The 21,622-nt window shown below is 72.0% G+C and carries 26 protein-coding genes; 12 read left to right on the forward strand and 14 right to left on the reverse strand.

Annotated features, from left to right (window positions below; genetic code table 11):
* Nucleotides 1-46: 46 nt before the first annotated feature.
* From GT755_RS06935 to GT755_RS06945, 3 genes are read right to left on the reverse strand one after another with little or no spacing between them, the layout of a single operon-like run.
* Nucleotides 47-490, reverse strand: a complete 444-nt coding sequence (locus GT755_RS06935; protein ID WP_161478887.1) for a DUF350 domain-containing protein — start codon at nucleotides 488-490, stop codon at nucleotides 47-49.
* 24 nt (nucleotides 491-514) lie between these two features.
* The gene (locus GT755_RS06940) at nucleotides 515-1,675 is read right to left on the reverse strand and encodes a glutathionylspermidine synthase family protein (RefSeq protein WP_161478888.1); all 1,161 of its coding nucleotides are present in this window, start codon (nucleotides 1,673-1,675) and stop codon (nucleotides 515-517) included.
* Nucleotides 1,676-1,678: 3 nt separating this feature from the next.
* On the reverse strand, nucleotides 1,679-2,065 hold the full coding sequence (locus GT755_RS06945) for a hypothetical protein (protein WP_161478889.1): 387 nt from the start codon (nucleotides 2,063-2,065) through the stop codon (nucleotides 1,679-1,681).
* Nucleotides 2,066-2,200: 135 nt separating this feature from the next.
* On the opposite strand from GT755_RS06945, the gene GT755_RS06950 reads away from it, so the two are divergent.
* From GT755_RS06950 to GT755_RS06965, 4 genes are read left to right on the forward strand one after another with little or no spacing between them, the layout of a single operon-like run.
* On the forward strand, nucleotides 2,201-3,205 hold the full coding sequence (locus tag GT755_RS06950; protein ID WP_161478890.1) for a PHP domain-containing protein: 1,005 nt from the start codon (nucleotides 2,201-2,203) through the stop codon (nucleotides 3,203-3,205).
* A 47-nt stretch (nucleotides 3,206-3,252) separates the two neighbouring features.
* Nucleotides 3,253-3,711 (forward strand): helix-turn-helix transcriptional regulator, encoded by a 459-nt coding sequence (locus GT755_RS06955; RefSeq protein WP_161478891.1) that lies wholly within the window; start codon nucleotides 3,253-3,255, stop codon nucleotides 3,709-3,711.
* 22 nt (nucleotides 3,712-3,733) lie between these two features.
* Nucleotides 3,734-4,471, forward strand: coding sequence for an alanyl-tRNA editing protein (locus tag GT755_RS06960; RefSeq protein ID WP_161478892.1), 738 nt, complete (start codon nucleotides 3,734-3,736; stop codon nucleotides 4,469-4,471).
* Nucleotides 4,472-4,531: 60 nt separating this feature from the next.
* Nucleotides 4,532-5,068 carry a PDDEXK family nuclease gene (locus tag GT755_RS06965; protein WP_161478893.1) on the forward strand — a complete coding sequence of 179 codons (537 nt, stop codon included), beginning with the start codon at nucleotides 4,532-4,534 and terminating at the stop codon, nucleotides 5,066-5,068.
* A gap of 157 nt (nucleotides 5,069-5,225) precedes the next feature.
* Here GT755_RS06965 and GT755_RS06970 read toward each other — a convergent pair whose 3' ends face one another.
* Nucleotides 5,226-6,128: an LLM class flavin-dependent oxidoreductase gene (locus GT755_RS06970; protein ID WP_161478894.1), complete on the reverse strand. Its 903-nt coding sequence runs from the start codon at nucleotides 6,126-6,128 to the stop codon at nucleotides 5,226-5,228.
* Nucleotides 6,129-6,160: 32 nt separating this feature from the next.
* On the opposite strand from GT755_RS06970, the gene GT755_RS06975 reads away from it, so the two are divergent.
* Entirely contained in the window at nucleotides 6,161-6,634 is a 474-nt protein-coding gene (locus GT755_RS06975) for a MarR family winged helix-turn-helix transcriptional regulator (protein ID WP_161478895.1), read from the forward strand.
* A gap of 40 nt (nucleotides 6,635-6,674) precedes the next feature.
* On the opposite strand, the gene GT755_RS06980 is transcribed toward GT755_RS06975, so the two are convergent.
* The 7 genes from GT755_RS06980 to GT755_RS07010 form a co-directional block, all read right to left on the reverse strand.
* Nucleotides 6,675-7,001 carry a hypothetical protein gene (locus GT755_RS06980; RefSeq protein ID WP_161478896.1) on the reverse strand — a complete coding sequence of 109 codons (327 nt, stop codon included), beginning with the start codon at nucleotides 6,999-7,001 and terminating at the stop codon, nucleotides 6,675-6,677.
* A gap of 87 nt (nucleotides 7,002-7,088) precedes the next feature.
* Nucleotides 7,089-7,727, reverse strand: a complete 639-nt coding sequence (locus GT755_RS06985; protein ID WP_161478897.1) for a PASTA domain-containing protein — start codon at nucleotides 7,725-7,727, stop codon at nucleotides 7,089-7,091.
* A 191-nt stretch (nucleotides 7,728-7,918) separates the two neighbouring features.
* On the reverse strand, nucleotides 7,919-9,028 hold the full coding sequence (locus GT755_RS06990; protein ID WP_161478898.1) for an alpha/beta hydrolase family protein: 1,110 nt from the start codon (nucleotides 9,026-9,028) through the stop codon (nucleotides 7,919-7,921).
* Nucleotides 9,028-10,329, reverse strand: a complete 1,302-nt coding sequence (locus GT755_RS06995; RefSeq protein ID WP_161478899.1) for a S41 family peptidase — start codon at nucleotides 10,327-10,329, stop codon at nucleotides 9,028-9,030. Before GT755_RS06995 ends, GT755_RS06990 begins: the two co-directional genes overlap by 1 nt.
* On the reverse strand, nucleotides 10,326-11,375 hold the full coding sequence (locus tag GT755_RS07000; protein WP_161478900.1) for an ABC-2 transporter permease: 1,050 nt from the start codon (nucleotides 11,373-11,375) through the stop codon (nucleotides 10,326-10,328). Before GT755_RS07000 ends, GT755_RS06995 begins: the two co-directional genes overlap by 4 nt.
* A complete protein-coding gene (locus GT755_RS07005) occupies nucleotides 11,372-12,253 on the reverse strand; it encodes an ABC transporter ATP-binding protein (RefSeq protein ID WP_161478901.1) in 882 nt (293 codons plus the stop codon). The genes GT755_RS07000 and GT755_RS07005 overlap by 4 nt, the downstream gene beginning before the upstream one ends.
* Nucleotides 12,250-12,657 carry a GntR family transcriptional regulator gene (locus GT755_RS07010; RefSeq protein ID WP_202609739.1) on the reverse strand — a complete coding sequence of 136 codons (408 nt, stop codon included), beginning with the start codon at nucleotides 12,655-12,657 and terminating at the stop codon, nucleotides 12,250-12,252. Before GT755_RS07010 ends, GT755_RS07005 begins: the two co-directional genes overlap by 4 nt.
* Nucleotides 12,658-12,762: 105 nt before the next feature.
* Between GT755_RS07010 and GT755_RS07015 the strand changes: the two genes are divergently transcribed.
* From GT755_RS07015 to GT755_RS07025, 3 genes are all read left to right on the forward strand, one after another.
* Nucleotides 12,763-13,098 carry a DUF6247 family protein gene (locus GT755_RS07015; RefSeq protein ID WP_161478902.1) on the forward strand — a complete coding sequence of 112 codons (336 nt, stop codon included), beginning with the start codon at nucleotides 12,763-12,765 and terminating at the stop codon, nucleotides 13,096-13,098.
* The gene (locus tag GT755_RS07020) at nucleotides 13,099-13,347 is read left to right on the forward strand and encodes a hypothetical protein (RefSeq protein ID WP_161478903.1); all 249 of its coding nucleotides are present in this window, start codon (nucleotides 13,099-13,101) and stop codon (nucleotides 13,345-13,347) included.
* A gap of 64 nt (nucleotides 13,348-13,411) precedes the next feature.
* On the forward strand, nucleotides 13,412-13,996 hold the full coding sequence (locus tag GT755_RS07025) for a hypothetical protein (protein ID WP_161478904.1): 585 nt from the start codon (nucleotides 13,412-13,414) through the stop codon (nucleotides 13,994-13,996).
* Here GT755_RS07025 and GT755_RS07030 read toward each other — a convergent pair.
* On the reverse strand, nucleotides 13,984-15,480 hold the full coding sequence (locus GT755_RS07030; protein WP_161478905.1) for an alkaline phosphatase PhoX: 1,497 nt from the start codon (nucleotides 15,478-15,480) through the stop codon (nucleotides 13,984-13,986). The two genes, GT755_RS07025 and GT755_RS07030, sit on opposite strands and share 13 nt — an antisense overlap.
* A 266-nt stretch (nucleotides 15,481-15,746) precedes the next feature.
* On the opposite strand from GT755_RS07030, the gene GT755_RS07035 reads away from it, so the two are divergent.
* Together GT755_RS07035 and GT755_RS07040 are read left to right on the forward strand one after the other, a co-directional pair.
* Nucleotides 15,747-16,667, forward strand: a complete 921-nt coding sequence (locus GT755_RS07035) for an RNA polymerase sigma factor (protein WP_202609740.1) — start codon at nucleotides 15,747-15,749, stop codon at nucleotides 16,665-16,667.
* Between the two features lie 14 nt (nucleotides 16,668-16,681).
* A complete protein-coding gene (locus tag GT755_RS07040; protein ID WP_161478906.1) occupies nucleotides 16,682-16,924 on the forward strand; it encodes an alpha/beta fold hydrolase in 243 nt (80 codons plus the stop codon).
* Here GT755_RS07040 and GT755_RS07045 read toward each other — a convergent pair.
* Nucleotides 16,912-17,211 carry a nucleoside triphosphate pyrophosphohydrolase gene (locus tag GT755_RS07045; protein ID WP_161478907.1) on the reverse strand — a complete coding sequence of 100 codons (300 nt, stop codon included), beginning with the start codon at nucleotides 17,209-17,211 and terminating at the stop codon, nucleotides 16,912-16,914. The two genes, GT755_RS07040 and GT755_RS07045, sit on opposite strands and share 13 nt — an antisense overlap.
* A gap of 251 nt (nucleotides 17,212-17,462) precedes the next feature.
* Between GT755_RS07045 and GT755_RS07050 the strand changes: the two genes are divergently transcribed.
* Both GT755_RS07050 and GT755_RS07055 read left to right on the forward strand, forming a co-directional pair.
* Nucleotides 17,463-19,550: a cellulose binding domain-containing protein gene (locus tag GT755_RS07050; RefSeq protein WP_161478908.1), complete on the forward strand. Its 2,088-nt coding sequence runs from the start codon at nucleotides 17,463-17,465 to the stop codon at nucleotides 19,548-19,550.
* A 42-nt stretch (nucleotides 19,551-19,592) separates the two neighbouring features.
* On the forward strand, nucleotides 19,593-21,218 hold the full coding sequence (locus GT755_RS07055; RefSeq protein WP_161478909.1) for an alpha/beta fold hydrolase: 1,626 nt from the start codon (nucleotides 19,593-19,595) through the stop codon (nucleotides 21,216-21,218).
* On the opposite strand, the gene GT755_RS07060 is transcribed toward GT755_RS07055, so the two are convergent.
* Nucleotides 21,219-21,590, reverse strand: a complete 372-nt coding sequence (locus tag GT755_RS07060; protein WP_161478910.1) for a DUF5997 family protein — start codon at nucleotides 21,588-21,590, stop codon at nucleotides 21,219-21,221.
* Nucleotides 21,591-21,622 lie beyond the last annotated feature (32 nt).

Below are 21,622 nucleotides of genomic sequence, written 5' to 3' on the forward strand. Positions count from 1 at the left end.
GTACGAGACCGCGTACGGGACCGTCTTGAAGGAATCGGACGCGGGGTCAGATGACCGCGACGGCGGTGATCAGGCCGATGGCGACGTGGGTGACCGAGAGCAGGATCGCGGCGGGCTGGAGGGTCGGCTCGGCGACCAGGGCGCGGATGGAGATGCCGGCCACCTTGTCGAAGGCGAACATGCCGAGCGTCTGCACGGCGATGCCGAGCACGCCGAACACGGCGGTGGCGATCAGGCCCTCCTGGAGCCGGCCGCCGGAGGAGAAGATCGAGGCCGCCACGATCAGCCCGACAGCCGCCAGGCCCGCCGAGGTGAGGGCGGTCGCGTTGGGGTTGCGGTCTTCCCGGATCAGCTTGCTGAGCTTGCCCGGCGTGGCCATGTCGATGACGTAGAAGCCGACGATCAGCAGCAGCACACCGAGGACGGCGTAGGCGGCGATCGCCAGGGCGCCGTTGCCGAGGACCTCGCCGAAGGAAGAAGTGGTGAACATTGACCCTGCTCCTATTGGGGGGTGTTAGCCGTTGATTCTGTGGGGGACGAACGACGAGGTGTCGTCGGTGATCAGGCCGGCGGTCTCGCGGATGCCGAGCCCGGCCGACTCGTCCTCCACCACCCAGGCGCCCAGGACCGGCCGCTGGCCGTCGAAGTCGGGCAGGGCCTGGAACTCCTGGAAGACGAACCCTTCGGCGCCATAGGCGCCTCCGGTCTCCAGGGAGTGGTCGGGCGACAGGATCGTCATCGAGGCGCCCTCGCGCCCCAAGAGCGGCTTGCGGATGAATCCTGCCAGGTCACGGGGGCCGTCGAGGTAGGCCGGCAGCAGGTTGGGGTGGCCCGGGAACAGCTCCCAGAGCACCGCCAGCAGCGCCTTGTTCGACAGCAGCATCTTCCACGCCGGTTCGATCCAGGTCATCGACGGCATCAGCCGCAGCGCGTGGGCGCCGAACGGCTCGTGGACGATCCACTCCCACGGATAGAGCTTGCAGAGCGAGCGGATGACCCGTTCCTCGACGTCGACGAACCGGCGGTTGAGCGCGTCCCAGCCGATGTCCTCCATGGCGATGGAGACGGTGGCCAGCCCGGCCTGGGTGGCCGTCTCCTGGAGGTAGCCGAGGGTCATCGCCTCCTCGCCGGAGGTGTCGAGGCTCGTCCAGGCGAAGTGGGAGGGGCCCGTCGGGAGGGTCGCGGCGATGGCCTTCCAGCGGTCGACGAGGCGTTCGTGGATGGAGTTCCACTGGTCGTCGTCGGGGAAGACGTCCTGCAGCCAGTACCACTGGACGACGGAGCTCTCGAGCAGGCTGGTGGGGGTGTCGGCGTTGTATTCGAGCAGCTTCGCCGGGCCGGAGCCGTCGTAGCGGAGGTCGAAGCGGCCGAACAGGTGGGGTTCGCGGCGGTACCAGGAGTCCTTGATCGCCTGCGTCCACTCGGGCGGCACGGCGAAGTCGTGGAACCGCCCGGTGACCACGACGTGGTCGACCGCCTCCAGGCACATGCGGTGGAGCTCCTCGACCTGGGCCTCCAGCGTGAGCACCTCGTCCATCGAGAAGACGTAGTGGACGCTCTCGTCCCAGTAGGGCCGGTCGACGCCGCTCGGGTGGGCGGAGCGGTGGTAGGCCAGCCCGTGGCTCTCGACCGTGGTCTCCCAGCCGTGCCGGGGTGCGGACCGTTCCCTGCGCACGGGTCAGCTGCCGCCGCCGCTGCGCGAGCCGAAGCCGCCCCGCTGGATGACCTTGCCCGACCGGGTGGAGATCTGCGCGTTCGACGGCCGCAGCGTGGTGCCGCCGCGGATGTGCGCGCCGCTGCGGACGCCGCCGTAATACCACCCGTAGGCGCCGTGGGAGCCGTGGTAGACCCGGCCGTCGTCGTCACACAGGTCGTCGTCGACGATCGGGTAGGACCCGTCGGGCAGCGGGTTGTTCATGTCGACGCAGTCAGCGTCGACCTCTTCGTAGTCGTCGTCGACGGCCGCGCAGAAGCCGACGACCAGAACCGACAACACACCGATCGCGCCCAGCTTGACGGCGGTGGAGGCCTTCTTGTTCTTCTTCGGCGGCGGACCGCCGGCCATGGGGAACGTCGGAGGTCCCGGTGGTGGGGGTGAGGCGGCCATAAGGCTCCATGATTCCTTGAGGTCGGGCAAGCCTATCGGTGTCTGTTTGAACGGTACAAACATCAATACTGGCCGGTTGATAACGTCTTCGACATGGAGCCTGTTGACGCCCTGCGCCAAATCGCGTTCCTGCTCGAACGGGCCGGTGAACCCACCTACCGGGTCCGCGCCTTCCGGGGCGCCGCCAAGGTCGTCGAGGATCTGCCGCGCGAGGAACTGGAGGAGCGCGCCCTCGCCGAGACGCTGACCGAGCTGCCCGGCGTCGGCAAGGTGACCGCGCTGGCGATCACCGAGGCGCTGGCCGGCCAGACCCCCACCTACCTGCGCCGTCTGGAGGCGACGTCCGGCACCGACCTCTCCGAGGCCGCCGCCCGGCTCCGGCAGGCGCTGAAGGGCGATCTGCACAGCCACACGACGTGGAGCGACGGCGGGTCGCCGATCGAGGAGATGGCCGAGGCGGCGCGGGCCATCGGGCACTCCTACCTGACGATCACCGACCACTCGCCCCGGCTGACGGTGGCCCGCGGCCTGTCGGCCGAGCGGCTGGCCGAGCAGATCGAGGTGATCGAGGGGCTGCGGGAGCGGTTCGCGCCATTCGAGATCCGTACCGGCATCGAGGTCGACATTCTCGCCGACGGGTCGCTCGACCAGGACCCCGCCCTGCTGGCCCGGCTCGACTGCGTGGTCGCCTCGGTGCACTCCGCGCTGAAGATGGACGCCGAAGAGATGACCCGCCGGATGGTCGCCGCCGTCGCCAACCCCCACGTCGACGTGCTCGGGCACTGCACCGGCCGGATCGTGCAGGCCGGGGGCAGGCGCGGCGGGCTGCGCGCGGAGTCGCGCTTCGACGCCGAGATCGTCTTCGAGGCGTGCCGGCGGTTCGGGGTCGCGGTCGAGATCAACTCCCGGCCCGACCGGCTCGACCCGCCCAAACGGCTGCTGCGGCTCGCCTACGAGATGGGCTGCGTGTTCGCGATCGACAGCGACGCCCACGCTCCGGGGCAGCTCGACTGGCTCGTGTACGGATGTGAGCGCGCCGCCCTGTGTGGTGTGGAACCGGAACGGGTGGTCAATACGGGTATATGGCCGCTGAGTTAGGTGGGAAATATCAGGATTCGTCGTTCACGGCGCGTAACGTCGGCGTTATGGACCGTCGACGTGCGCTGGTAGAGGAGTTACGGAGCAACGGGCAGCTGTCGGCCAAAGACCTCGCCGACCGGCTCGGGGTGAGCAAACGGACGGTGATCCGCGACATCGCCCGGCTCCAGGGCGAGGGCGTGCCGATCCGGCTCGACCCGGGCGGCTACACCATCGACGGGGCCGAAGAGGTCAAACGGGCCATCGACCGCGCGCTGACCGACCGCCGGGTGCTGCGCATCGACTACCTCAACAGCAAGAGCGAGGTCAGCACCCGCGACCTGGAGCCCAGCATTATGCTCGGCGGACGCGGCGGCTTCTGGTATCTGGTGGCGTGGTGCCGGTTACGCGAGGACGTCCGGGTGTTCCGGGTCGACCGCATCACCCGGGCCGAGGTGCTCGACGAGCGCTACCCCGAGCCCGACCAGCAGCGGCTCTCGGAGATGACGTCGGCCCTGCCGCTCTGATCCACCCATTAGGCTGCCGCGCATGCGGACGGAACGGCTCGAACTCACCGACCAGGACCTGCGCGACTGGGAGGCCACAGTGCTCGACGCCACTCCCGACGGCATCGTGCTGAACCGCTCGGCCTTCTACTCCGGCGGCGGCGGGCAGCCCGCCGACCAGGGCACCCTCCTGTGGCAGGGCGTCGAGACCCGCATCGCCGGGGTGCGCAAGGGCGACGACCTCGTGCTCATCCCCGCCGAGGGCGATCCGCTGCCGGCGGCCGGGACGGTCGTACGGGCGGCCCTGGCCGACGAGCGGCGCAGCGCCCTGATGCGCACCCACTCCGGCCTGCACGTGCTCTGCGGCGTGGTGTTCCGCGACTACGGGTCGCTGGTGACCGGCGGCAACATGGACGTCGCCACCACGCCCGGCGTGGTCGGCACCGCGCGCATGGACTTCAACCTGCCGGAGGTGCCGCCCGGCTTCAAGGAGGCCGTCGAGGCCGCCTGCAACGCCGAGATCGAGGCCGACCGGCGCATCGACGTGCGGGTGCTGCCGAGGGCCGAGGCGTTCGCGATCCCCGACATCATCCGCACCGCGGCCAACCTGGTGCCCGACGACGTGGAAGAGGTGCGGATCGTCGACATCGTCGGGCTCGACTGCCAGGCCGACGGCGGCACCCACGTCGCCTCCACCCGGCAGATCGGCCGGGTGCGGGTCGCCAAGATCGAGAGCAAGGGCCGGGGCTTCCGGCGCGTCCGGCTGGAGGTCTCCGACTAGTTGTCCACAGGAGGCCCCGGCGCCGGTCGCGGCCGGTCGCGGCGGTGACAGGGTGCCGGGATGGACATCAGCGCGGTGCCGCTCGTCTACAACGGCGTCATGTTCCGCTCGACCCTGGAGGCCGACTGGGCGGCCACCCTCGACGCCCTGGGCGTCTACTGGCAGTACGAACCGCTCGCCATCCGGCTGCCGAGCGGGGCCGTCTACGTGCCCGACTTCTACCTGCCGGCGCTGAACGCCTGGGCCGAGGTGAAGGGCCCCCACTGGGAGCGGCTGGCCAAGCCCGTGGAGCTGCGGGCCACCCTGGCCATCGCCGGCGGCGCCGGGTGGTGGGAGCAGGTCCACGTGATCGTGCTGGAGGCGCCGGGCCCGGGTGACGCCGCGAGCTGGCACGTGCCGGTGGGGTCGTGCTGGCTGGTCGAGTGTGGCGCGCGGCAGAACCGGTTCGCCTGGTACGACGGGCGGTGCTGGGCCTGCCAGCAGGAGGAGCTCGGCGGGTCCCACTTCTTCTACCGGCCGGCCCGCGCCCCGGTCGCCGGGCCGACGTGGCGGATGACGCGGGCCGCGCGGCCCGAACCGTTGCGGCAGGCGGCCTGAAGTTTCGGCCATGGCCGTTCGGTAACCGGAAAGATGCGCAACGTAATCGCATGGCGAAAGACGACCTGCCGCCGATCTGCCGCACGTCCAGAGGTGAGGGCGGCGAAGAGGTGTGGGTGAGCTGCACTCCCTGCGGCGGCGTGGGCCGGCAGCCTCCTCAGTGAGACTCGGCGGACCGGCCCACCGCCGCGCGCACCCGCGGCACGACCTCTTCGGCCCAGCGTCGTCTCATCGTCTCGCCCGACGGGCCGCCCGGCGGGAAGTAGACGAAGCCCCCAGCGCCGTGTTCGAGCACCGCTCCGGTCAGTTCCTCGGCCCACTGGCCGGGGGAGCCGCCGATCCATCTGCCCTCGCCGTCGCGCACGGCGTCGAGCGGGCCGGGGGTGATCCGGCCGGGGAGGTTGTAGACGGTCGCGACGTCGGCGGGGATGCGTCCCGCCGCCGTCGCCGCCTCGTCGATCAACGGGCGGGAGGTCCGGAACCGTTCGCTGAGCCAGTCGGCCGCGTGGCCCGGGATCCAGCCGTCGGCGAGCCTGCCGGTCACGGCCAGTGACCGGGGGGCGCCCGAGCCCGTCCAGATCGGCGGGGTCGGCGCTTCGGCCGGGGCCAGGTCGGTGACCTGGTAGAACTCGCCGTCGAAGGTCACCCGGTCGCCGCCGCCCGACAGGGCCCGGATCAGGGTGATGGCCTCGGCCAGGGCGCGGACCGCCTCGCCGGGGCTGCGGCGCGGGCCGCCCAGGCGGGCGATGTCGTCCCAGAGGCCGCCGGCGCCCATGCCGAGGACGATCCGCCCGCCGGTCAGCGCCGACAGGGAGGTGACCGTCCGGGCCAGCATCGGGGCCGGTCTGCTCGGCAGGTTGGTGACGTTGACCAGGCCGGAGATCCGGGTGGTCGCCCCGAGGGCGGTGCCGACGACGGCGTAGGCGTCCAGGCGGTCGCCGTAGTAGGGATGGTCGGAGACGCTGAACAGGTCGAGGCCGTCGGCGTCGGCCCTGACCACCTCGCGCAACGTCGTCACGGCCGCCGGGGCCGCGCTGGAGACACCGATGCCGAACCACATGGGCTGCTTCTTTCCGTACTAGTTTGGCCCGCATGGGTGGCCAGGAAGAGAATCTCGGGGTGGTCGCGGCACTGGTGCGGGCGTCGTTCCTGATCTCCGCCGTCTACGCCGAATCGGCGCGCGACCACGGCCTGACCCCGCAACAGGGCCAGTTGTTGTGCGTCCTGATGGGCCGCCCCTACCGCATGAACGACCTGGGCGCGACCCTGCGCCTGGCGAAGTCGAGCCTGACCGAACTCGTCGACCGGACGTCGCAGCGCGGGCTCGTCAGGCGCGAGCCTGACCCGTCCGACGGCCGGGCGGTGCTGGTGGCCCTCACCGACCAGGGGGCCGCCACGGCCGAGACGTTCTACACCGAGACGTGCGACCGCGTCGCCCGGGTGCCGGGGGCGCTCGGGGCGGGGGAGCAGGGGATGCTGGCCGACCTGCTGGGGCGGGTCGTCAGGGACAACACGGTGGGCACGGTGTTCCTCGATTGGGACGACGACGTCCACCCCCCAGCCTGATAGTTCGTATCACGAACCATATTGGTTCGTACCCCGAACTTCAATCCCGCCGCCAGGCGGTGACGTCCTTTCTGGCCCAGAGGCGGCCGGAGGCCAGGTCGTACAGAGCAGGCGGGAAGTCGGGACGCGCGGCCAGCTCGCGGAACTCGCCGGGAGGCACGCCGAGGATCTCAGCCGCGCCCGCGGGCCCCACCAGGTCGGCGAGGCGTTCCAGGGCCAGCAGCAGGAGCTCGCTGTTCTCCCAGTCGAGCCGGCCTTCGGCGGCCAGCTCGACGGCGAGGAGGTTCGCGTCGGCGGGATCGTGGCCGAGCGCGCGGGCGACGGCTTTGGCGGCGGCGAGAACCTGGTAGTTGCGGCTGCGCGTCATTCGTCCGTAGTACCAGAGGGCGGGCCTGGCGCGGTGCCGTGGAATGTCGGCCGGTCTCGGGGCTTCGTGCCCGCCCTTTCGTGGTTGCTATTCGCCGATCTTCTTCGCCCACAGTGTGACGAATGTCGCCGGGTCGATTTTGCGGCCTGCGGCGGGGACCTGGCGTACGACCACCCAGTTGCGGTCGTTGACCTGGAAACGCCCCTGGCCGGTGGCGTCGCGGTCGCGGAGCAGGAAGAAGCCTGCGGCCTGCATGGTGTCTTGCGCCAGCTGGAGGTTCATGCCGACCACGCTGGGGAGCGGGAGCTTCTCCACAGCGGCGGCCTTCCGGGTCTTGGCGGCCTTGGTGGGCGCCGCCTGGTCGGCCGAGAGACTTTCGGCCGGCTCCGCGTTCTCCTCTTCGGTGATCGGGGTCGGCCGAGGGGCGGACGCACCCGGGGAACGTTCCACCCGATTGCCGTCGGTGAGGGCGTTACAGGCGACCAGGACGACGAAGAGGCCGGCGGCGATGAAGGCGAGCGGGCCCTTCCGCTTCCGCGGAGGGGGTGGCGGAGGCGGGTACATGGGCTGGCCGTAGTAGGGCGCCTGTCCAGGGGGCACAGAAGGAGACGCCGCCCAGCCGTGCGGCTGCTCCGGCACCGGGGCGCCGTAACCGTGCGGGCCGGCCTGCGCCGGCCCGAAACCAGGATGGGGATTGTGCGGGGGAGGTCCGAACTGGTTGGCCATAGCCTCACTCCGTTTCCTGGGATGCGCCAAGTTGACGTCGGGACGGATGAGGCGGTTGCCGTGCGTTACGCAATCGAGTTAGGGCCCGTTTTCCGGGCGGCCCAAACGGTCCCTGCCGGTTGGATCGACAGACGTCTCAGGCCGTGCCCCTGACCGCTCAAAGGCCTCCCATGTCTCCATGGGAGGCGACCCTATGATCCGAGTTCCACCTCGGGATAGCGGGCCGACGGGCCCTTCCAGAGGGGTTGCGGGCGTGACTTCAGGTGTTCGTCCAGGAAGGCCGCCACGTATGCGCGGGTGATCTCGGCCAGGCGGGCCGCGCTCGGTGCTCCAGGTGGTGGTTTCAGGTCGAGGGCGCCCTGGAGCTGGGGGAGGTCGGTGAACGACTGGTGGTCGGCGCCGGTCACCACCAGCCAGCGTTTCCAGCCGGTGAGCAGCGTCCAGTCGCGGTCCCACGAGGGGTCGCGGCCGCCGGGGGCGTGCTCGGGGGTGCCGACGAACAGGACGGGGCGGGCGAGGCCGCGGGGGAGGCGGGCGTAGGTCGTGCCGTCGAGGTTGACGCCGGCGTCGACACGTTTGTCGGCGGCCATGGCGGCCAGGGCGCTCGCGCCGCCGATCGAGTGGCCGGCCATGGCGATCCGGGTGGGGTCGATCAGGGCCGGCTTCCCGGCCAGGAGTTCGTCCAGGACGAAGGAGACGTCCGCGGCCCGGTTGGCGACGACGCCCGTTCCGAAGCCCGGGTCGGTGTCGCTGTCGCAGGCGAGGCACTCGGCCACCGCGCCGTCGGCGAGGGTCGTGGCGGGGCTCTCGTAGGTGTGGTCGACGCCGGCCACGACGTAGCCCCGGCTGGCCAGGTCTTCGGCCAGCGACGTCAGGCTGCTGACCGGTTTGGTGAAGCCAGGCGACAGGACCACCAGGGGGAAGCGGCCCTTCGCGGGGGCGTCGGTGGTGGCGTGCACGACCGTTCTGCTCAGGATGTCGGGCGGCACGCTCGCGGCGCGGGAGCCCGCCAGCGTGAGTTCCGACTCCCGGGGGCTCATGTACGCCGCCCGCCCGCCCTCCCCCCGCCCGCTCGGATACCACAGGGTGACCCGGAGTTCCCTGGCCTTGGCGTCGAGGTTCCACGGGTCGGGCCGGGAGGCGTCGGTCAGGTGCAGGACCGTCGTGCCGACCGGATGCTCCCCGGTGGGCGCGGCCAGCGTGGCGGGTTCGGGCGGCCGCGGCGAGGGGGCGGCCGAGCGGGGTGGGGCGGGGGTGGAGCAGGCGGTCAGGAGGAGCAGCACGGCGAGGGTTCGTCTCATCATCCGTCCAGCAGGGTCAGGGCCTTGGCGAGTGCGGCGTCGTGCCCGGCCGCCGCGTCTTCGGGGGTCGGCGGGACGAAATGGTCGGGCGCCACCCCGATCCGGTCGACGATCTCCCGGTCCGGGCCGAGATGTCGCCGGGTGGGGAAGCTCAGGACGGTGTTGTCGCGGAGCAGGAACGGCTGCGCGGGGCCGGAGATCAGGCCCGCCGTCCGGGTGCCGACCAGCGTCCCGGCCCGGTGGTCCTTGACCGCCGAGCTGAAGTGTTCGCACGCCGAGGCGCACCCTCGGTCGACGAGCACCACGACGGGCAGGCCGACCAGCGGGACCGTGTCGTCGGTCTGACCCGGCTCGCATCTATCGTCGGCCCTGCACAGGTAGGAGGTGACCTTCCCGTGGACGAACGCGCTCACCAGCCGGGTCGCCTCCAGCGGGCTGCCGCCGCCGTTCCCGCGCAGGTCGAGCACGATCCCGCTGACGCTCCGGCCGGCCCGCAATCGGTCGATCGACCGGAACACCCGGTTCGCCGCGTCGGGGGAGAAGCCGCGTACCCGCACGTAGACCGCGTCGTCGACCAGCCGCGCCTGGACCGTCCGCAGCGTGGCCCAGTCACGCGGATAGAGGCCGGGCGTGAGGGTGACGCTCCAGCGGCGGTCGCCGCGCCGCAGGCGCAGCTCGACCGGCCGGGCGTCGGGATACCTCGGCCGCAGCAGTTCGGGGTCGTCGGCGTTCTCGACCACGTCGCCCGGCCGCAGCCCGGCCTCGCGCGCCGCGCCGCCCTCCACGACCGAGACGAACACCGGGTCGTCTCCGCTCACCTGGAGGCCCAGCCCGTAGCCGTCGCCGTCGTAGTAGCCGGGCGGCCGGTCCGGGCCGTGCGCCCAGCGGGCGTGGTTGTCGTCGAGCGCCGCCACCATCGCCTCCAGGGTGACCACGGCCAGGTCCTCCCGGTCGGTGGTCTTCCGGTACGCCGCCTCGAACGCCGCCCAGTCGGCCCGCCGGTCGCCGGTCAGCGCCGGCAGCGACAGCGGCGCCTCGGGCATCGCCCGGGTCAGCGCGGCGAACCCGGCGACGAGCAGGTCACGGTGGTCCATGGCGGGCGCCCGGTAGTACCCGCCGAGGATGCAGAAGTAGGCCTGCTCGACGACGTCGATCGTGGTGGGAAGCCTTTCGCCGGGCGGGCCCTGGGGCGGCGCGCAGGCGGCGTTCTCGGGGGCGCCCGCCTCGGCGCGGGGCGGTTCGGGGGTCGTACAGGCGACCGCCAGCAGGAGCAGCAGCCCCGCCGCCACGGCCCTGGTCATGACAGCCGTCGCCGGATCAGCCAGAAGGAGAGCCAGGTCAGACCCAGGGTGAGCACGGCGTAGATGCCGGTCTCGATCCACTGGAACGGCCAGAACCGCGCGATCGGATGGTAGACCGCCTGCTGCCGGTAGCCGAGCCTGTTGAGCTCGGTCCAGCAGGGGTCGAGACCCGCCCGGCTGCCCTGCGGCGAACAGGGTCCCGACGTGCCCGACACCGCGACCGGCGCGTCCTGCCCGTCGGCCGCCACCGTTCTCCCGGAGGGATCGAGCAGGGTGCTCGACAACACCCACGCGCCGCCCTCGCCGGGCACGGCCGCCTGCACCGCGATCCGGACCTCGCCGCCGCCCTGCCGGACGTGCAGCCCGCCGACGTTGACGATGCCGAGCTCGTGCGCCGTCGTGACCGGCGCCGTGAAGTGCGGCCGGACCAGCGTCGGCATCGCGACCTGCACGGCCGCGAAGACGACCAGGGTGAGCACCATGGCGGGCAGCGTGCGCCGCACCAGCATGCCGACGGTCACCCCGAGCACGAACGCGAACGCGGCGTACCCCATCGGCACCACCCCCCGCGCGCCGAACACGACCGGGGTCATCTGCGCGAGCTCCGGCACGGCCGAGCCGTCGAGCGGCCGCGACCACCACGTGACGACCAACCCCGCCACGCAGGCCATGACCACCGCGACCAGCCCGATGAGCCCCAGCTTGACGGCCAGCCAGCGCACCCGGCTGACGCCCTGGCTCCACACCAGCAGATGGGTGCCCGTCTCCAGTTCACGGGTGATCAGCGGCGCCCCCCAGAAGAGCCCGAGGAACGCCGGCAGCGCCAGCAGCGCGAAGCCGACCAGGACGAACAGCAGTTGGTACTCGTCGAAGAAGCGGTCGAAGAAGCGGTCGCACGTGCCGTCGGTCACGCACGCCGCGACGCCCCGCGCGTAGCGGTCGGCCAGGCCGGGCCCGGTCAGCGCCAGCACCGCGGCGCCCACGGCGACCACCGCCGCCGTCAGCACGGCCGAACCGCGGAACTGCCGCCAGGTCAGCCAGATCATCGCAGCACCTCCAGCCCGGCCCTGCGGCCGGCGACGGGACGCCGTTCCATGTAGGCGAGGACGAGGTCCTCCAGCGTGAGCGGGGTGACGACCCAGGCCGGGTCGAGAATCGGTTCGCCGGTACGGACGACGTAGGTGCTCTGCCGGTCGGTGTGCCGGGCCGAGACGACGTACTGATCGGAGGGCAGCCGGTCCTGGTCGCGGCGCGGCCCGGTCAGGCGGTGGTGCGTGGCGAGCAGCTCGTCGACCTCACCGGCCACCAGCACGCGGGAGTCGACCAGCACGACGATGAAGTCGCAGACGCGCTCCAGGTCGGCGATCAGATGGGACGACAGGACCACGCCGAACTCGTCGGCCGCCGTCGCCTCCATCAGCGCCTGGAGGAACTCGCGGCGGGCGAGCGGGTCGAGCGAGGCCACCGGTTCGTCGAGGATCAGCAGCTCCGGCCGTTTGGCCAGGCCGAGCGTGAGGGCCAGCTGGGCCCGCTCGCCGCCCGACAACCTGCGGGCCTTCTGGTTCGGGTTCAGGCCGAGCTCGGCGACGCGGTCTTCGGCGAGCCGGGCGTCCCAGGCCGTGTTGAGCTTGGCGCCCAGCGTCAGATGGTCTTGGACGGTGAGACCGGCGTAGACGGGGGTGTCCTGAGCCACGAAACCGACCTTGGGAAGGGTGGTCCCCGGCCGCTCGCCCAGCACCCGCAGGTCGCCCTCCGACGGGGTGAGCTGCCCGGCGGCCAGCTTCAGGAGCGTCGTCTTGCCCGCTCCGTTGGGACCGACCAGGCCGGTGACGTGGCCTTTCGGGATCTCCAGCGTGCAGTCGCGGAGGGCCCAGCGCCTGCCGTACCTCTTCCCCAGCTGCCGGGCCTCTAAGACGGGGGTCACGCGATGTCCTCCTGGGCCGCGGAACGGAACGTGGTCATGAAGAGGGCCTCGATGGACTCGTCGTCGAGCCCGGCCTTGCGCGCTTTGGCGAGCCAGCGCCGCAGGTCCTGCCGGAGGGGCGCCTGGGCGGCCCGGCTGGAGGCGTCGGTGAGGGTCCGGGTGATGAACGTGCCGACCCCCGGCCGGGCCGCGGCGAGGCCCTGGTGTTCGAGCTCGCGGTAGGCCTTCAGGACGGTGTTGGGGTTGATGGCGAGCTGGGCGACGACCTCTTTGACGGTGGGGAGCTGGTCGCCCTCGCGGAGGAGTCCGAGGCGCATGGCCTGCCGGACCTGGTGGACGAGCTGCAGGTAGGACGAGACGCCGGACCTGCCGTCCAGGTGGAACTCGATCACTAAGCGCTCCATTTATCTAGTCTCCTAGTACTTTAGGGCTATAGATGTTAAGCGCGCATAAGGAGACGGATCGGCAAAGGCGCCGGCGCGTCGACCGCGGGTACATAGACTCAAGCCATGAGCGCGCAACCACACGAGTCGTCTCCCCTCCCGGAGAAGAACCTGCGCGCCATCCGTCATGCACTGGTCGTGCCGCAGGATCGAGAGGGTTTCGACGCCGGGCTCGATCACGTCCTCACCGAAGTACGGGCGAGCCTGGATCTCGGGCGGCTGAACGAGTTCGTCCACACGTGGTGGCTGATCGCCTGCGATTCCGTCAGAGACCCGGTGGGCCGCCGGGACATGTACGAGCGAGCCGCCCGGGCCCAGGAGCTGACGGACGCGGGTCAGGCCCCGCCGCGCGGAAACAAGACGTGGCGCGAGTTGCTCGCCGAACGAGGGGCCGGCCAGTAGGTGTACGTGATCGGCGAGCCGGACCCGACGGCCCAGGCCCAGATCGCGGCACCCCCGCAGGAAGCCTTACATCATCTCGCGGGCGTATTGGAGCTCATAGAGCTGGCGCCCTGGGCGGGCGGTCCGCAGAACCCGGGGAAGCCCGGCGGCAACATGCGGATCATGCCTTTCGGGGAACGCGGGCTGATCACGTATGTCGTTCTCGAACCGCAGCGGGAGATCTACATCGTCCGCGTTCAGTGGATCTGAGCGGCGCCCACCACGGTTGACACGATGCCGGATGGGGGTCTCCTCGACCTGTATAACCGCATATGTGATCAGTGACGCCGAACTCCTCGCCACCGCCGACGCGCTGCAGGCCGAGGGCCGGAAGGTGCTGGAGGCGCTCCGGCTCGACGTCGCGTTCGCCGGGTTCGGCCCGGCGGAGCCCGTGGGGAGCGTCGTCTCCGGGCTGATGGTCTGGCGGGACCTGGACGTCGTCTTCACCGCCCCGCACGCCACCACCGCCGGCGTCCTCACCGCCCTGGCCGGGCTGCCGGGCCTGGTCGCCGTCGACTACCGCGACGAGCGCGGCGACCGCCGGCCCACGCCGAACCCCGTGGACGAACGCCACTACGCCGTCTGCCGCCACCAGGCACCCGGCGGGATCTGGAAGGTCGACCTGACCGTCTGGCTGCACGCCGTCGACCGGCCCACCCGGGCCGAGGCCGAACGGCTCGCCCGGGAGGTCACCCCGGAGCAGCGCCTGGCGATCCTCCGGCTGAAGCACCTCTGGCACACCAGGCCGGAGTACCCCGACGTCGTCGGCGGCACGGACGTCTACGACGCCGTCATGGCGCACGGCGTCCGCGCCGCCGACGAGTTCGACCGTTATCTGGCCGCGCGTCAGCGCAGGTAGTCCTGCCAGGGGCCGGTGATGGCGAGGGTGATGCCCGGGGTCTGGATGTTCACGAACAGGACCTTGCCGTCAGGGGAGAAGGTCGGGCCGGTGAACTCCGAGTAGGTCGGGTTGCCGTTGCTGGTGCCGATCTGGAGCTGGTTGCGGGCGATCGCGTAGGTGGGGCCGCCCGGGACCGAGCTGAGCACGTGGGAGGCGCGGGCGCCGTCCTCGGCCAGGACCAGCGTGCCCCACGGCGTGACGGTCACGTTGTCGGGGCCGTCGAAGGTCATGTCGGCGTACTTCGGGTTCACGCCCTCGCCCTCGGAGAAGGGGTTGTGCGGGAAGTACGTGACGAGGGTGATGGTCTCGTCCTTGTAGTCGTAGAACCAGACCATGCCGTCGTGCTTGGCGGCGTCCGGGGGCAGGTCGGCGGTGGCGTAGGCGTAGCTGTTGACGATGTAGCAGCCGTCGCCGTTGCTCCACACGCCCTCGAACTTCTTGCCGCGGGTGACGGTGCCGTCGGCGAACTGGAGGCGGGTGGGCGTGGTCTTCGCGTCGCGGTCGGGGACCGGCACCCACGTCACGTTGAACGGGCGGCCGAGCTGCGCCGAGGTGATGTAGGCGACGTCGGGGACGATGCTGCCGTCGTCCAGGCGGATCTGCATCGCCTCAAGGGTGCCCTCGGTGTCGCCGAGCTGGTCGGCGATGCCCTTCTCCAGGCGGCCCTGGCTGGCCGTCCACCGGTAGAAGAGGCCGTTGGGGCCGCTGGCGTCCTCCGACAGGTACACGCGGCGCTGCTTCGGCTCGACCGCGAGGGCCTCGTGGTCGAAGCGGCCGAACGCCTTGATCGGCTTGGGCAGCTGCGCGCCGGAGGGGTCGGGGAAGACCTCGAAGACGTAGCCGTGGTCCTTCTGGTAGGTGCCGGTCTGGCCGCCGGCCGACCAGGTGCTGCCCGCGCGGTTCGACGACTCCTCGCAGGTCAGCCAGGTGCCCCACGGCGTGACGCCGCCGGCGCAGTTGCGGATCGTGCCGGAGATGCCGACCCACTGGCCGGTGAGGTTGCCCTCGGGGTCGGTGGTGACGACGGTGCAGCCGCCCGCGTTCGGCGCGCCCGGGTCGTAGACGGTGCCGGGGACGTGCGGGACGCCGTGCGTGACGGCGTGCGGCGCCGACTCGTGGTTCAGGATGAACGTCAGGCCGGAGTGCTTCATGCCCACGACACCGGTGCCGTCGTGCATGCCGGGCGTCTTGCCCTGGCCGAACGACATGTCGGTCAGGCCCTCACGGGTGACGATCTTGTAGGAGAAACCCTCGGGCAGCGCGAGGATGCCGTTGGGGTCGTCCTTCAGCGGCGGGAACGGACGCAGCGGCCGCCCGGCGGTCCCGGTGCTGGAGGCGGCCGACGCCGGGGTCGCGCCAAGGGTCGGCAGCACGCCCCCGACGGCGAGGCCGACGGCGGTGGCGGCGCTTCCGGTGAAGATCTGGCGACGAGAAATGCTCATTGGTAACTCCTGCGGTACGGCCAGGCGGTGTGTCCCCGACCGGTAGAGCTTTGGAGCCTCACCTGAACCCCAGGCCAACACGGCGTTGCCGCAGAATGCACCTCTCATGGTCGTCTCCGTACGATCTTGGCCCAGGCCGTTCGAGCGTCGAACGCCACTACCTGCGCTTCCTTCTCACTGAGCGGACGTCCAGCTCGCCCGCCTTCCTCGCGCGGACACCGGTCCCCCTAAGCTTGCCCAGGTCAGAGGCCTGAAGGGGGGGCAAGGTGCCGCTTTCGAACGAGGAACTGGTGCGGGCCGCCGTCGCGGGTGACGTGACCGGTCTCGGCCTGCTCCTCTCCCGCCACCGGGCCGGCATGCACGCGGTCGCGCTGAGCGTCCTGGGCCACGGCCCCGACGCCGAGGACGCCGTGCAGGACGCCATGCTCGTCGCCGTGCGCAGGATCGACGACCTGCGCGACCCGGCCGCCGCGGGCCCCTGGCTGAAGGCGATCACACGCAACGCCTGCCGCGCGCGGCTGCGGGCGGCGAGCCCCGTGCCGTTCCCGGACGGCGACCTGCCGTCACACGACCCGACCCCGGAGGAGCTGCTGGAGCGCCGGGCCCTGCGCGACTGGGTCTGGCACGCCATGGCCGGCCTCTCCGAACCCGTCCGGCTGGCCGCCCTGCTGCGCTACTTCAGCGACGTCTCCTCCTACGACCAGATCGCCGCGTTGTGCGAGGTGCCCGTCGGCACCGTCCGCAGCCGGCTGAGCCAGGCCCGGACGAAACTCGCGGCCGCCCTGGCGAACACGGCCGACCTCGCCCACGACGACGCCGCCGCGCTGACCAGGACCCGCCGCCGGGAGGCCGAGGAGATCCTGGCGGCCGCCCAGCGCGGCGCGTTCGCCGACGTGGTGCGGGAACACTGGCGGCCCGACGTCGAGTTCATCGGACCGGGCGGCGAACGGGAAGGCGACGACCGCGCCTTCGCCATCCGGGGCATGGAGGCCGATCTGGCCGCGGGGGTCCGGCAGCGCCTGGTCGAGGTGGTGGCCGGTCCGGACCTGAGCATCTGGCGGGCCGACTTGATCAGCCCGCCCGACGATCCCGCGCACTGCCCGCCCAGCCTGGTGTGGCTGCACCACCTCCGCGAGGGACGGGTCCGGCGACTGCGGCTGTTCCACCCGCGCCCCCGAGCGGCATAGGTGACATCGACCCGATGCGCGGGGAGGAGCCCGCGCCGTTCGACGTGCGCGAGGAGCTGCGCTCGCTCGCGGTGCCCACACTGATCGTCTCCGGCGTGCACGACTTCTTCGGCGGCACCCGGTGGGCACGCCTGGCCCACGAGATCATCCCGGGTTCGCGTCTGGCGGTGCTGGAGGAGAGCGGCCACATGGGCCATCTCGAACAGCCCGGGGAGTTCACCCGCGTGGTGGCCGAGTTCGCGTCTCAGTGGAGGTAGAGCCGCGCGGCGAAGGCGCCGCGCCGGGCACGTTTCGCATCCGCGACCTGCTCGACGTGCCGCCATGAATGGCCGTGGACGTCGGCGATCGCCCTGAGCACCTCCAGGAGGTCGGCGAGCTCTTCGGCGACCTCCTCACCGGCGGCCTCGGCGAGCTCGCCGGCCTCCTCGGCCAGTTTGGCCTGGAGGGCCTGCCGGTAGGCGTCGTCGTCCAGCACGGAGACCTCGGGGTCCCCGCCGGTCCGGCGGATGAGGTCGGGGATCCCGTCACGCACCAGCTTGCCCATGGTCACCGCCTCCCGGAGCCATTCTGACGGGTCCGGTAGGAGGTGCTGATCGGCGTCGCTCGGCGACGGCCCTGCAGTCCGGCGCGCCATGAAAGCACCCTGAAAACGATCACGGGCGCATGATCCGCCTGACCAGGCCCGCATGATCGGACCGGCGTCGCCTGCTTGACACGGCCCGGCCGCCAGGTGATCGTCAGGGCCCGGCATCCCCGGGTGTCGCTCGCGAACCGTCCTTCACGGCAGGGAGACCCATGCCCGTACGGAAGGCCCTTTTCGTTCTCCCGGCGGCGCTCGCCGTCGCCGTGGCGTCGGTCTGGTCCGCGGGGACCGGCACCGCTGCGGTCCGGCAGGCGCCGCCCGCCGCCCCGGACACCGTCACCGTGACGGTCGACACCCGCGCCGGGCTCGGCACCGTCCACCGGGCCGCCGTCGGCGCCAACGCCGCGATCTGGGACGCGCGCATGAACGACCCCGAGGTGGTGAGGCTGTACCGCAGGGCCGGCATCGGCGCCGTGCGGTACCCGGGCGGGTCCTACGGCGACCTGTACCACTGGGAGACCCACACCGCTCCCGGCGGATACGTGGCGCCGAACACGGAGTTCGACCGGTTCATGGGCACGGTCAAGGCCACGGGGGCGCAGGCGGTGCTCATCGCCAACTACGGCACCGGCACCCCGCAGGAGGCCGCCGCCTGGGTGCGGTACGCCAACGTGACCAAGAAGTACGGGGTGAAGTACTGGGAGATCGGCAACGAGTTGTACGGCAACGGCCACTACGGGGCCCAGTGGGAGGCCGACGACCACCCCGACAAGAGCCCCACCGCCTACGCCCGCACCACCCTGGAGTTCGTGCGGGCGATGAAGGCCGCCGATCCGCACATCAAGATCGGCGCGGTGCTCACGCTCCCCGGCAGCTGGCCGGACGGCGTGGTCGCCGAGGGCGACGCGGCGAACTGGAATCACACCGTCATCCCGATCGTCGCCCCCGAGATCGACTTCTTCACTGTGCACTGGTATCCCGGCACGAGCGTCGTCACCCCGGGCGACGACGTCCCCGGCATGCTCGCCGCGCCGCCGATGCTCGCCGAGATGCTCGCCCAGGTACGCGCCGACGTCGTCGCCCTGGCCGGACGGGACGTGCCGCTCGCGCTCACCGAGACGGCCTCCAACATCGGCCGCAACGTCCACGCCGCGGCGCTGTTCGCCACCGACACCTACCTGACCGCGCTGGAGAACGGCGTGTTCACCGTGGACTGGTGGAACACCCACAACGCCGTCGAGAAGGTGGGGACGGTCGACGGCGAGCCCGACTTCCAGGACTTCGGCCTCCTCTCCAGCGGCCAGTGCGCGCCGCCGCCCGAGAGCGGTCCGGACGCGCAGGAGGTGTGCCAGCCGCCGGCCAACACGCCCTTCCCCGCCTACCACGGCATCGAGATCCTCGGTACGGCCGTCCGCCCCGGAGACGGGCTGGTGAAGGCGGCCGGCGACCGGCCCGAGGTGGCCGCGCACGCCGTGTGGCAGGCCGACGGCGACCTGGCCGTGGTGCTGGTCAACCGGGACCCCGGCACCGCCTACCCCGTGCGCATCCGCTACGAAGGTTTCGTCCCCGACGGCCGCACCCCGGTCACCCACACGTTCACGCGGGGCGCGGGCGCGATCGTCCGGTCCGAACAGGGCCGCCCGGACGCCCAGACGCTGCCGCCGTATTCGATCATGACGGTGACCCTGAAACCCGCGAAGGGCCCCCAGGCCGGACCGCCCGCGCCGGGACCGCCGACCGCGGCCGGGACCACCGTCAGCTGGCCCTCCTCCGGGCCGCGGGCGGACAGATACGAGGTGTACCGGCAGGTGGGCGCGCAGGCCCGTCTGCTCGGCGTCACCCGCCGCACCTCACTGCCCCTGACCGGCCTCGCGCCCGGCGAGACCGTCACCGTCAACGTGCTGGCCCGCGACCACGCCGGCCGGACCTCCCGCCCCTCCGCACCGGTCACCTTCACCGTGCCCACCCCCGCCGACAGCGCCTGCGCCGTCCGCTACCGGGTGACGCAGGGATGGGGGCGCGGGTTCCGCGCCGAGGTCACCGTCACCAACCGCGCGGCCGCCGACCTCACCGGCTGGCGGCTGGCGTTCCGCTTCCCCGTGTCCGGAGAGCGGGTCGGCAGCGGGTGGGGCGGCACCTGGACGACCGGCTCCCAGGACGTGGAGTTCACCCCGGCTCCGGAGAACGCGACCATCCCGGCGGGCGGCTCGGTCACGGCCGGCTTCGTCGGCGCCAACGAGGGCGCCTACCCCTCGCCCACGGTCTTCCGGATCAACGGCACGGTCTGCACCACCCGATAGCACCGCGCGGACGTGCACGCACGAAGGACGGAGAGTGACGGCATGACGGACGACTCCACGGACGGCGCCCGCCCACCCCGGGTGACCCAGCCCCTCGCCTCCCGGGACGCCGGGGCTTCGGTGACACACCGCCGCACCGTGCCGGGCGAGGCGCGGGCACGCGGGCGGGGGCGGTTCGCGCGCCTCGTCCGTGCCGTGACGGCCGCCGCGCTCGCACCGGCCGCCGCCGCGACCCTGGCCGCCCCCGCGGTCGCCGCACCCGGCACCGCCACCGGCGGCAAGGGGCTGCGGTGGGAGGCGTGCGCCGGAGTGAGCACGCCGGACCTGCGCTGCGCACGGGTCACCGTCCCCCTCGACCACAGCCGCCGGCGCGGCCGCACCATCTCCGTCGTCATCTCCCGGCTGCCCGCCACCGACCCGGCGCGGCGCCGGGGCGTTCTGCTCACGACCGGCGGCGGACCCGGCGGCCCCGGCGTCCCGCTGCCCGTGAGCCTCGCCCCGGCGCTGTCCGCCGAGGTCCGCGCCCGGTATGACCTGATCGGGTTCGACATGAGATTCGTCGAGCGCAGCACGCCCATCGGCTGCGGGCAACCCGAGGAGGAGCCCGGCGGGTTCTGGGTACGCCCCGCGACCCCCGGACGCTTCCCCGCCGAAGCCGCCGAGGCAAGGCGGTACGCCGAAGACTGCGTACGGGCCTCCGGCTGGGCCCTGCCGCACGCCACCACCGCGAACGCCGCCCGCGACATGGACCTCATCCGCGCGGCCCTCGGCGAGGAGAAGATCTCCTACCTGGGAGGCTCGTACGCGGGCCTGCTCGGCACCGTCTACGGCACGCTGTTCCCGCACCGCGTGGACCGGTTCGTCCTGGACAGCCCGGTGAACGCGGACACGATCTGGCGGCCCTACGAGATGGGCCGCACTCCCGCGTTCGAGCAGGGAACGGTGGCCCTCGCCGCCTGGGCCGCCGCCCGGCACGCCGAATACGGCCTGGGGGAGACCACCGCCGAGGTGCACGCCACGCTCACCGGGATCCTCGACCGGGCCGCCCGAGCGCCCATCGTCATCGGCGCGCACGCCTGGACCGTCGGCGAGCTGGGCGCCCTGCTGGTGGCCGGGATCTACGACGAGCGCGCCTTCGGCGTCGTCGCCGCGGCCTTCGCCGCCGTCGCGGCCGGACGGGAGCCCTTCCTGCCGTTCCCCATCCGCCCTCCGCGGCCCGAGGGCGTGCCCGGCGTGCCCGCCGACCACCACACCGCCACCAACATCGCCTACCGCTGCGCCGACGCCCCCTGGCCGCGTGACCCGCGCGTCTACCTGCGCGACATCGCCGCCGAGCGGAACCGCCACCCGCTGTTCGGCCCTGGCAACGCCAACATCAACCCCTGCGCGTTCTGGCCGCCCGCCAAGGACGAAACGGTGCGACTCGACGGCAACAGCGCGCCGGCCGCCCTGGTCGTCGCGGCCCTGCGGGACGTGGCGGTGCCGCCGTCCGTGAGCAGGGCCGTGGCCGCGCGCATTCGCGGGTCACGCCTGGTCACGATCGACGCCCACACCCACGCCCCGTTCCCGCACTACGGGAACGCCTGCCTCAACGCCACGGTCACCCACTACCTCATCACGGGTGAACTGCCGGCCACCGACACCGCCTGCTCGACCGGAAACGGGTGACTAGCGCTGCTTGAGGCGGAGTGCCTCCTTGCGGGCCTCCCTCTGGACGGCCCGCTCGTGCTCCAGCCACGCCGGGTTCTCCGCCTTCAGCGCTTCGATCTCGGCGGTGGTGAGCGGCTCGGTGATCCCGCTTCTGATCAGACCGGAGATGGAGACCCCGAGCTTCGCGGCGACGACCTGCTTGGGATGCGGCCCGTTGCGCCGAAGGTCGACCAGCCAGGCCGGAGGCGAGGACTGCAGCGCGTTCAGCTCGTCCCTGGAGACGACGCCCTCCTGGAACTCGGCGGGAGTGGCCGACAACAGGACGTCCAGTTTCTTGGCCGCGGTCTCGGGCTTCATCGTCTGGACGGTCTTCGGCTTGGACGAGGTCATGGCGTCGAGAATAGTCAGTCGGAACGGGTCTG

The sequence above is a fragment of the Herbidospora solisilvae genome (assembly GCF_009901565.1).
In the GTDB taxonomy this organism is placed as follows: Bacteria; Actinomycetota; Actinomycetes; order Streptosporangiales; family Streptosporangiaceae; genus Herbidospora; species Herbidospora solisilvae.

Coding starts and splice junctions, on each gene's coding strand:
- GT755_RS06965 (WP_161478893.1), top strand. CDS start 4,532: ATGGACATCAGCGCGGTGCCGCTCGTCTACAACGGCGTCATGTTCCGC.
- GT755_RS07030 (WP_161478905.1), bottom strand. CDS start 15,480: ATGAGCATTTCTCGTCGCCAGATCTTCACCGGAAGCGCCGCCACCGCC.
- GT755_RS06985 (WP_161478897.1), bottom strand. CDS start 7,727: ATGGCCAACCAGTTCGGACCTCCCCCGCACAATCCCCATCCTGGTTTC.
- GT755_RS06970 (WP_161478894.1), bottom strand. CDS start 6,128: ATGTGGTTCGGCATCGGTGTCTCCAGCGCGGCCCCGGCGGCCGTGACG.
- GT755_RS06955 (WP_161478891.1), top strand. CDS start 3,253: ATGGACCGTCGACGTGCGCTGGTAGAGGAGTTACGGAGCAACGGGCAG.
- GT755_RS07060 (WP_161478910.1), bottom strand. CDS start 21,590: ATGACCTCGTCCAAGCCGAAGACCGTCCAGACGATGAAGCCCGAGACC.
- GT755_RS07015 (WP_161478902.1), top strand. CDS start 12,763: ATGAGCGCGCAACCACACGAGTCGTCTCCCCTCCCGGAGAAGAACCTG.
- GT755_RS06995 (WP_161478899.1), bottom strand. CDS start 10,329: ATGACCAGGGCCGTGGCGGCGGGGCTGCTGCTCCTGCTGGCGGTCGCC.
- GT755_RS07010 (WP_202609739.1), bottom strand. CDS start 12,657: ATGGAGCGCTTAGTGATCGAGTTCCACCTGGACGGCAGGTCCGGCGTC.
- GT755_RS06950 (WP_161478890.1), top strand. CDS start 2,201: ATGGAGCCTGTTGACGCCCTGCGCCAAATCGCGTTCCTGCTCGAACGG.
- GT755_RS07000 (WP_161478900.1), bottom strand. CDS start 11,375: ATGATCTGGCTGACCTGGCGGCAGTTCCGCGGTTCGGCCGTGCTGACG.
- GT755_RS07045 (WP_161478907.1), bottom strand. CDS start 17,211: ATGGGCAAGCTGGTGCGTGACGGGATCCCCGACCTCATCCGCCGGACC.
- GT755_RS06980 (WP_161478896.1), bottom strand. CDS start 7,001: ATGACGCGCAGCCGCAACTACCAGGTTCTCGCCGCCGCCAAAGCCGTC.
- GT755_RS06935 (WP_161478887.1), bottom strand. CDS start 490: ATGTTCACCACTTCTTCCTTCGGCGAGGTCCTCGGCAACGGCGCCCTG.
- GT755_RS06975 (WP_161478895.1), top strand. CDS start 6,161: ATGGGTGGCCAGGAAGAGAATCTCGGGGTGGTCGCGGCACTGGTGCGG.
- GT755_RS06960 (WP_161478892.1), top strand. CDS start 3,734: ATGCGGACGGAACGGCTCGAACTCACCGACCAGGACCTGCGCGACTGG.
- GT755_RS07050 (WP_161478908.1), top strand. CDS start 17,463: ATGCCCGTACGGAAGGCCCTTTTCGTTCTCCCGGCGGCGCTCGCCGTC.
- GT755_RS07040 (WP_161478906.1), top strand. CDS start 16,682: ATGCGCGGGGAGGAGCCCGCGCCGTTCGACGTGCGCGAGGAGCTGCGC.
- GT755_RS06990 (WP_161478898.1), bottom strand. CDS start 9,028: ATGAGACGAACCCTCGCCGTGCTGCTCCTCCTGACCGCCTGCTCCACC.
- GT755_RS07055 (WP_161478909.1), top strand. CDS start 19,593: ATGACGGACGACTCCACGGACGGCGCCCGCCCACCCCGGGTGACCCAG.
- GT755_RS06945 (WP_161478889.1), bottom strand. CDS start 2,065: ATGGCCGGCGGTCCGCCGCCGAAGAAGAACAAGAAGGCCTCCACCGCC.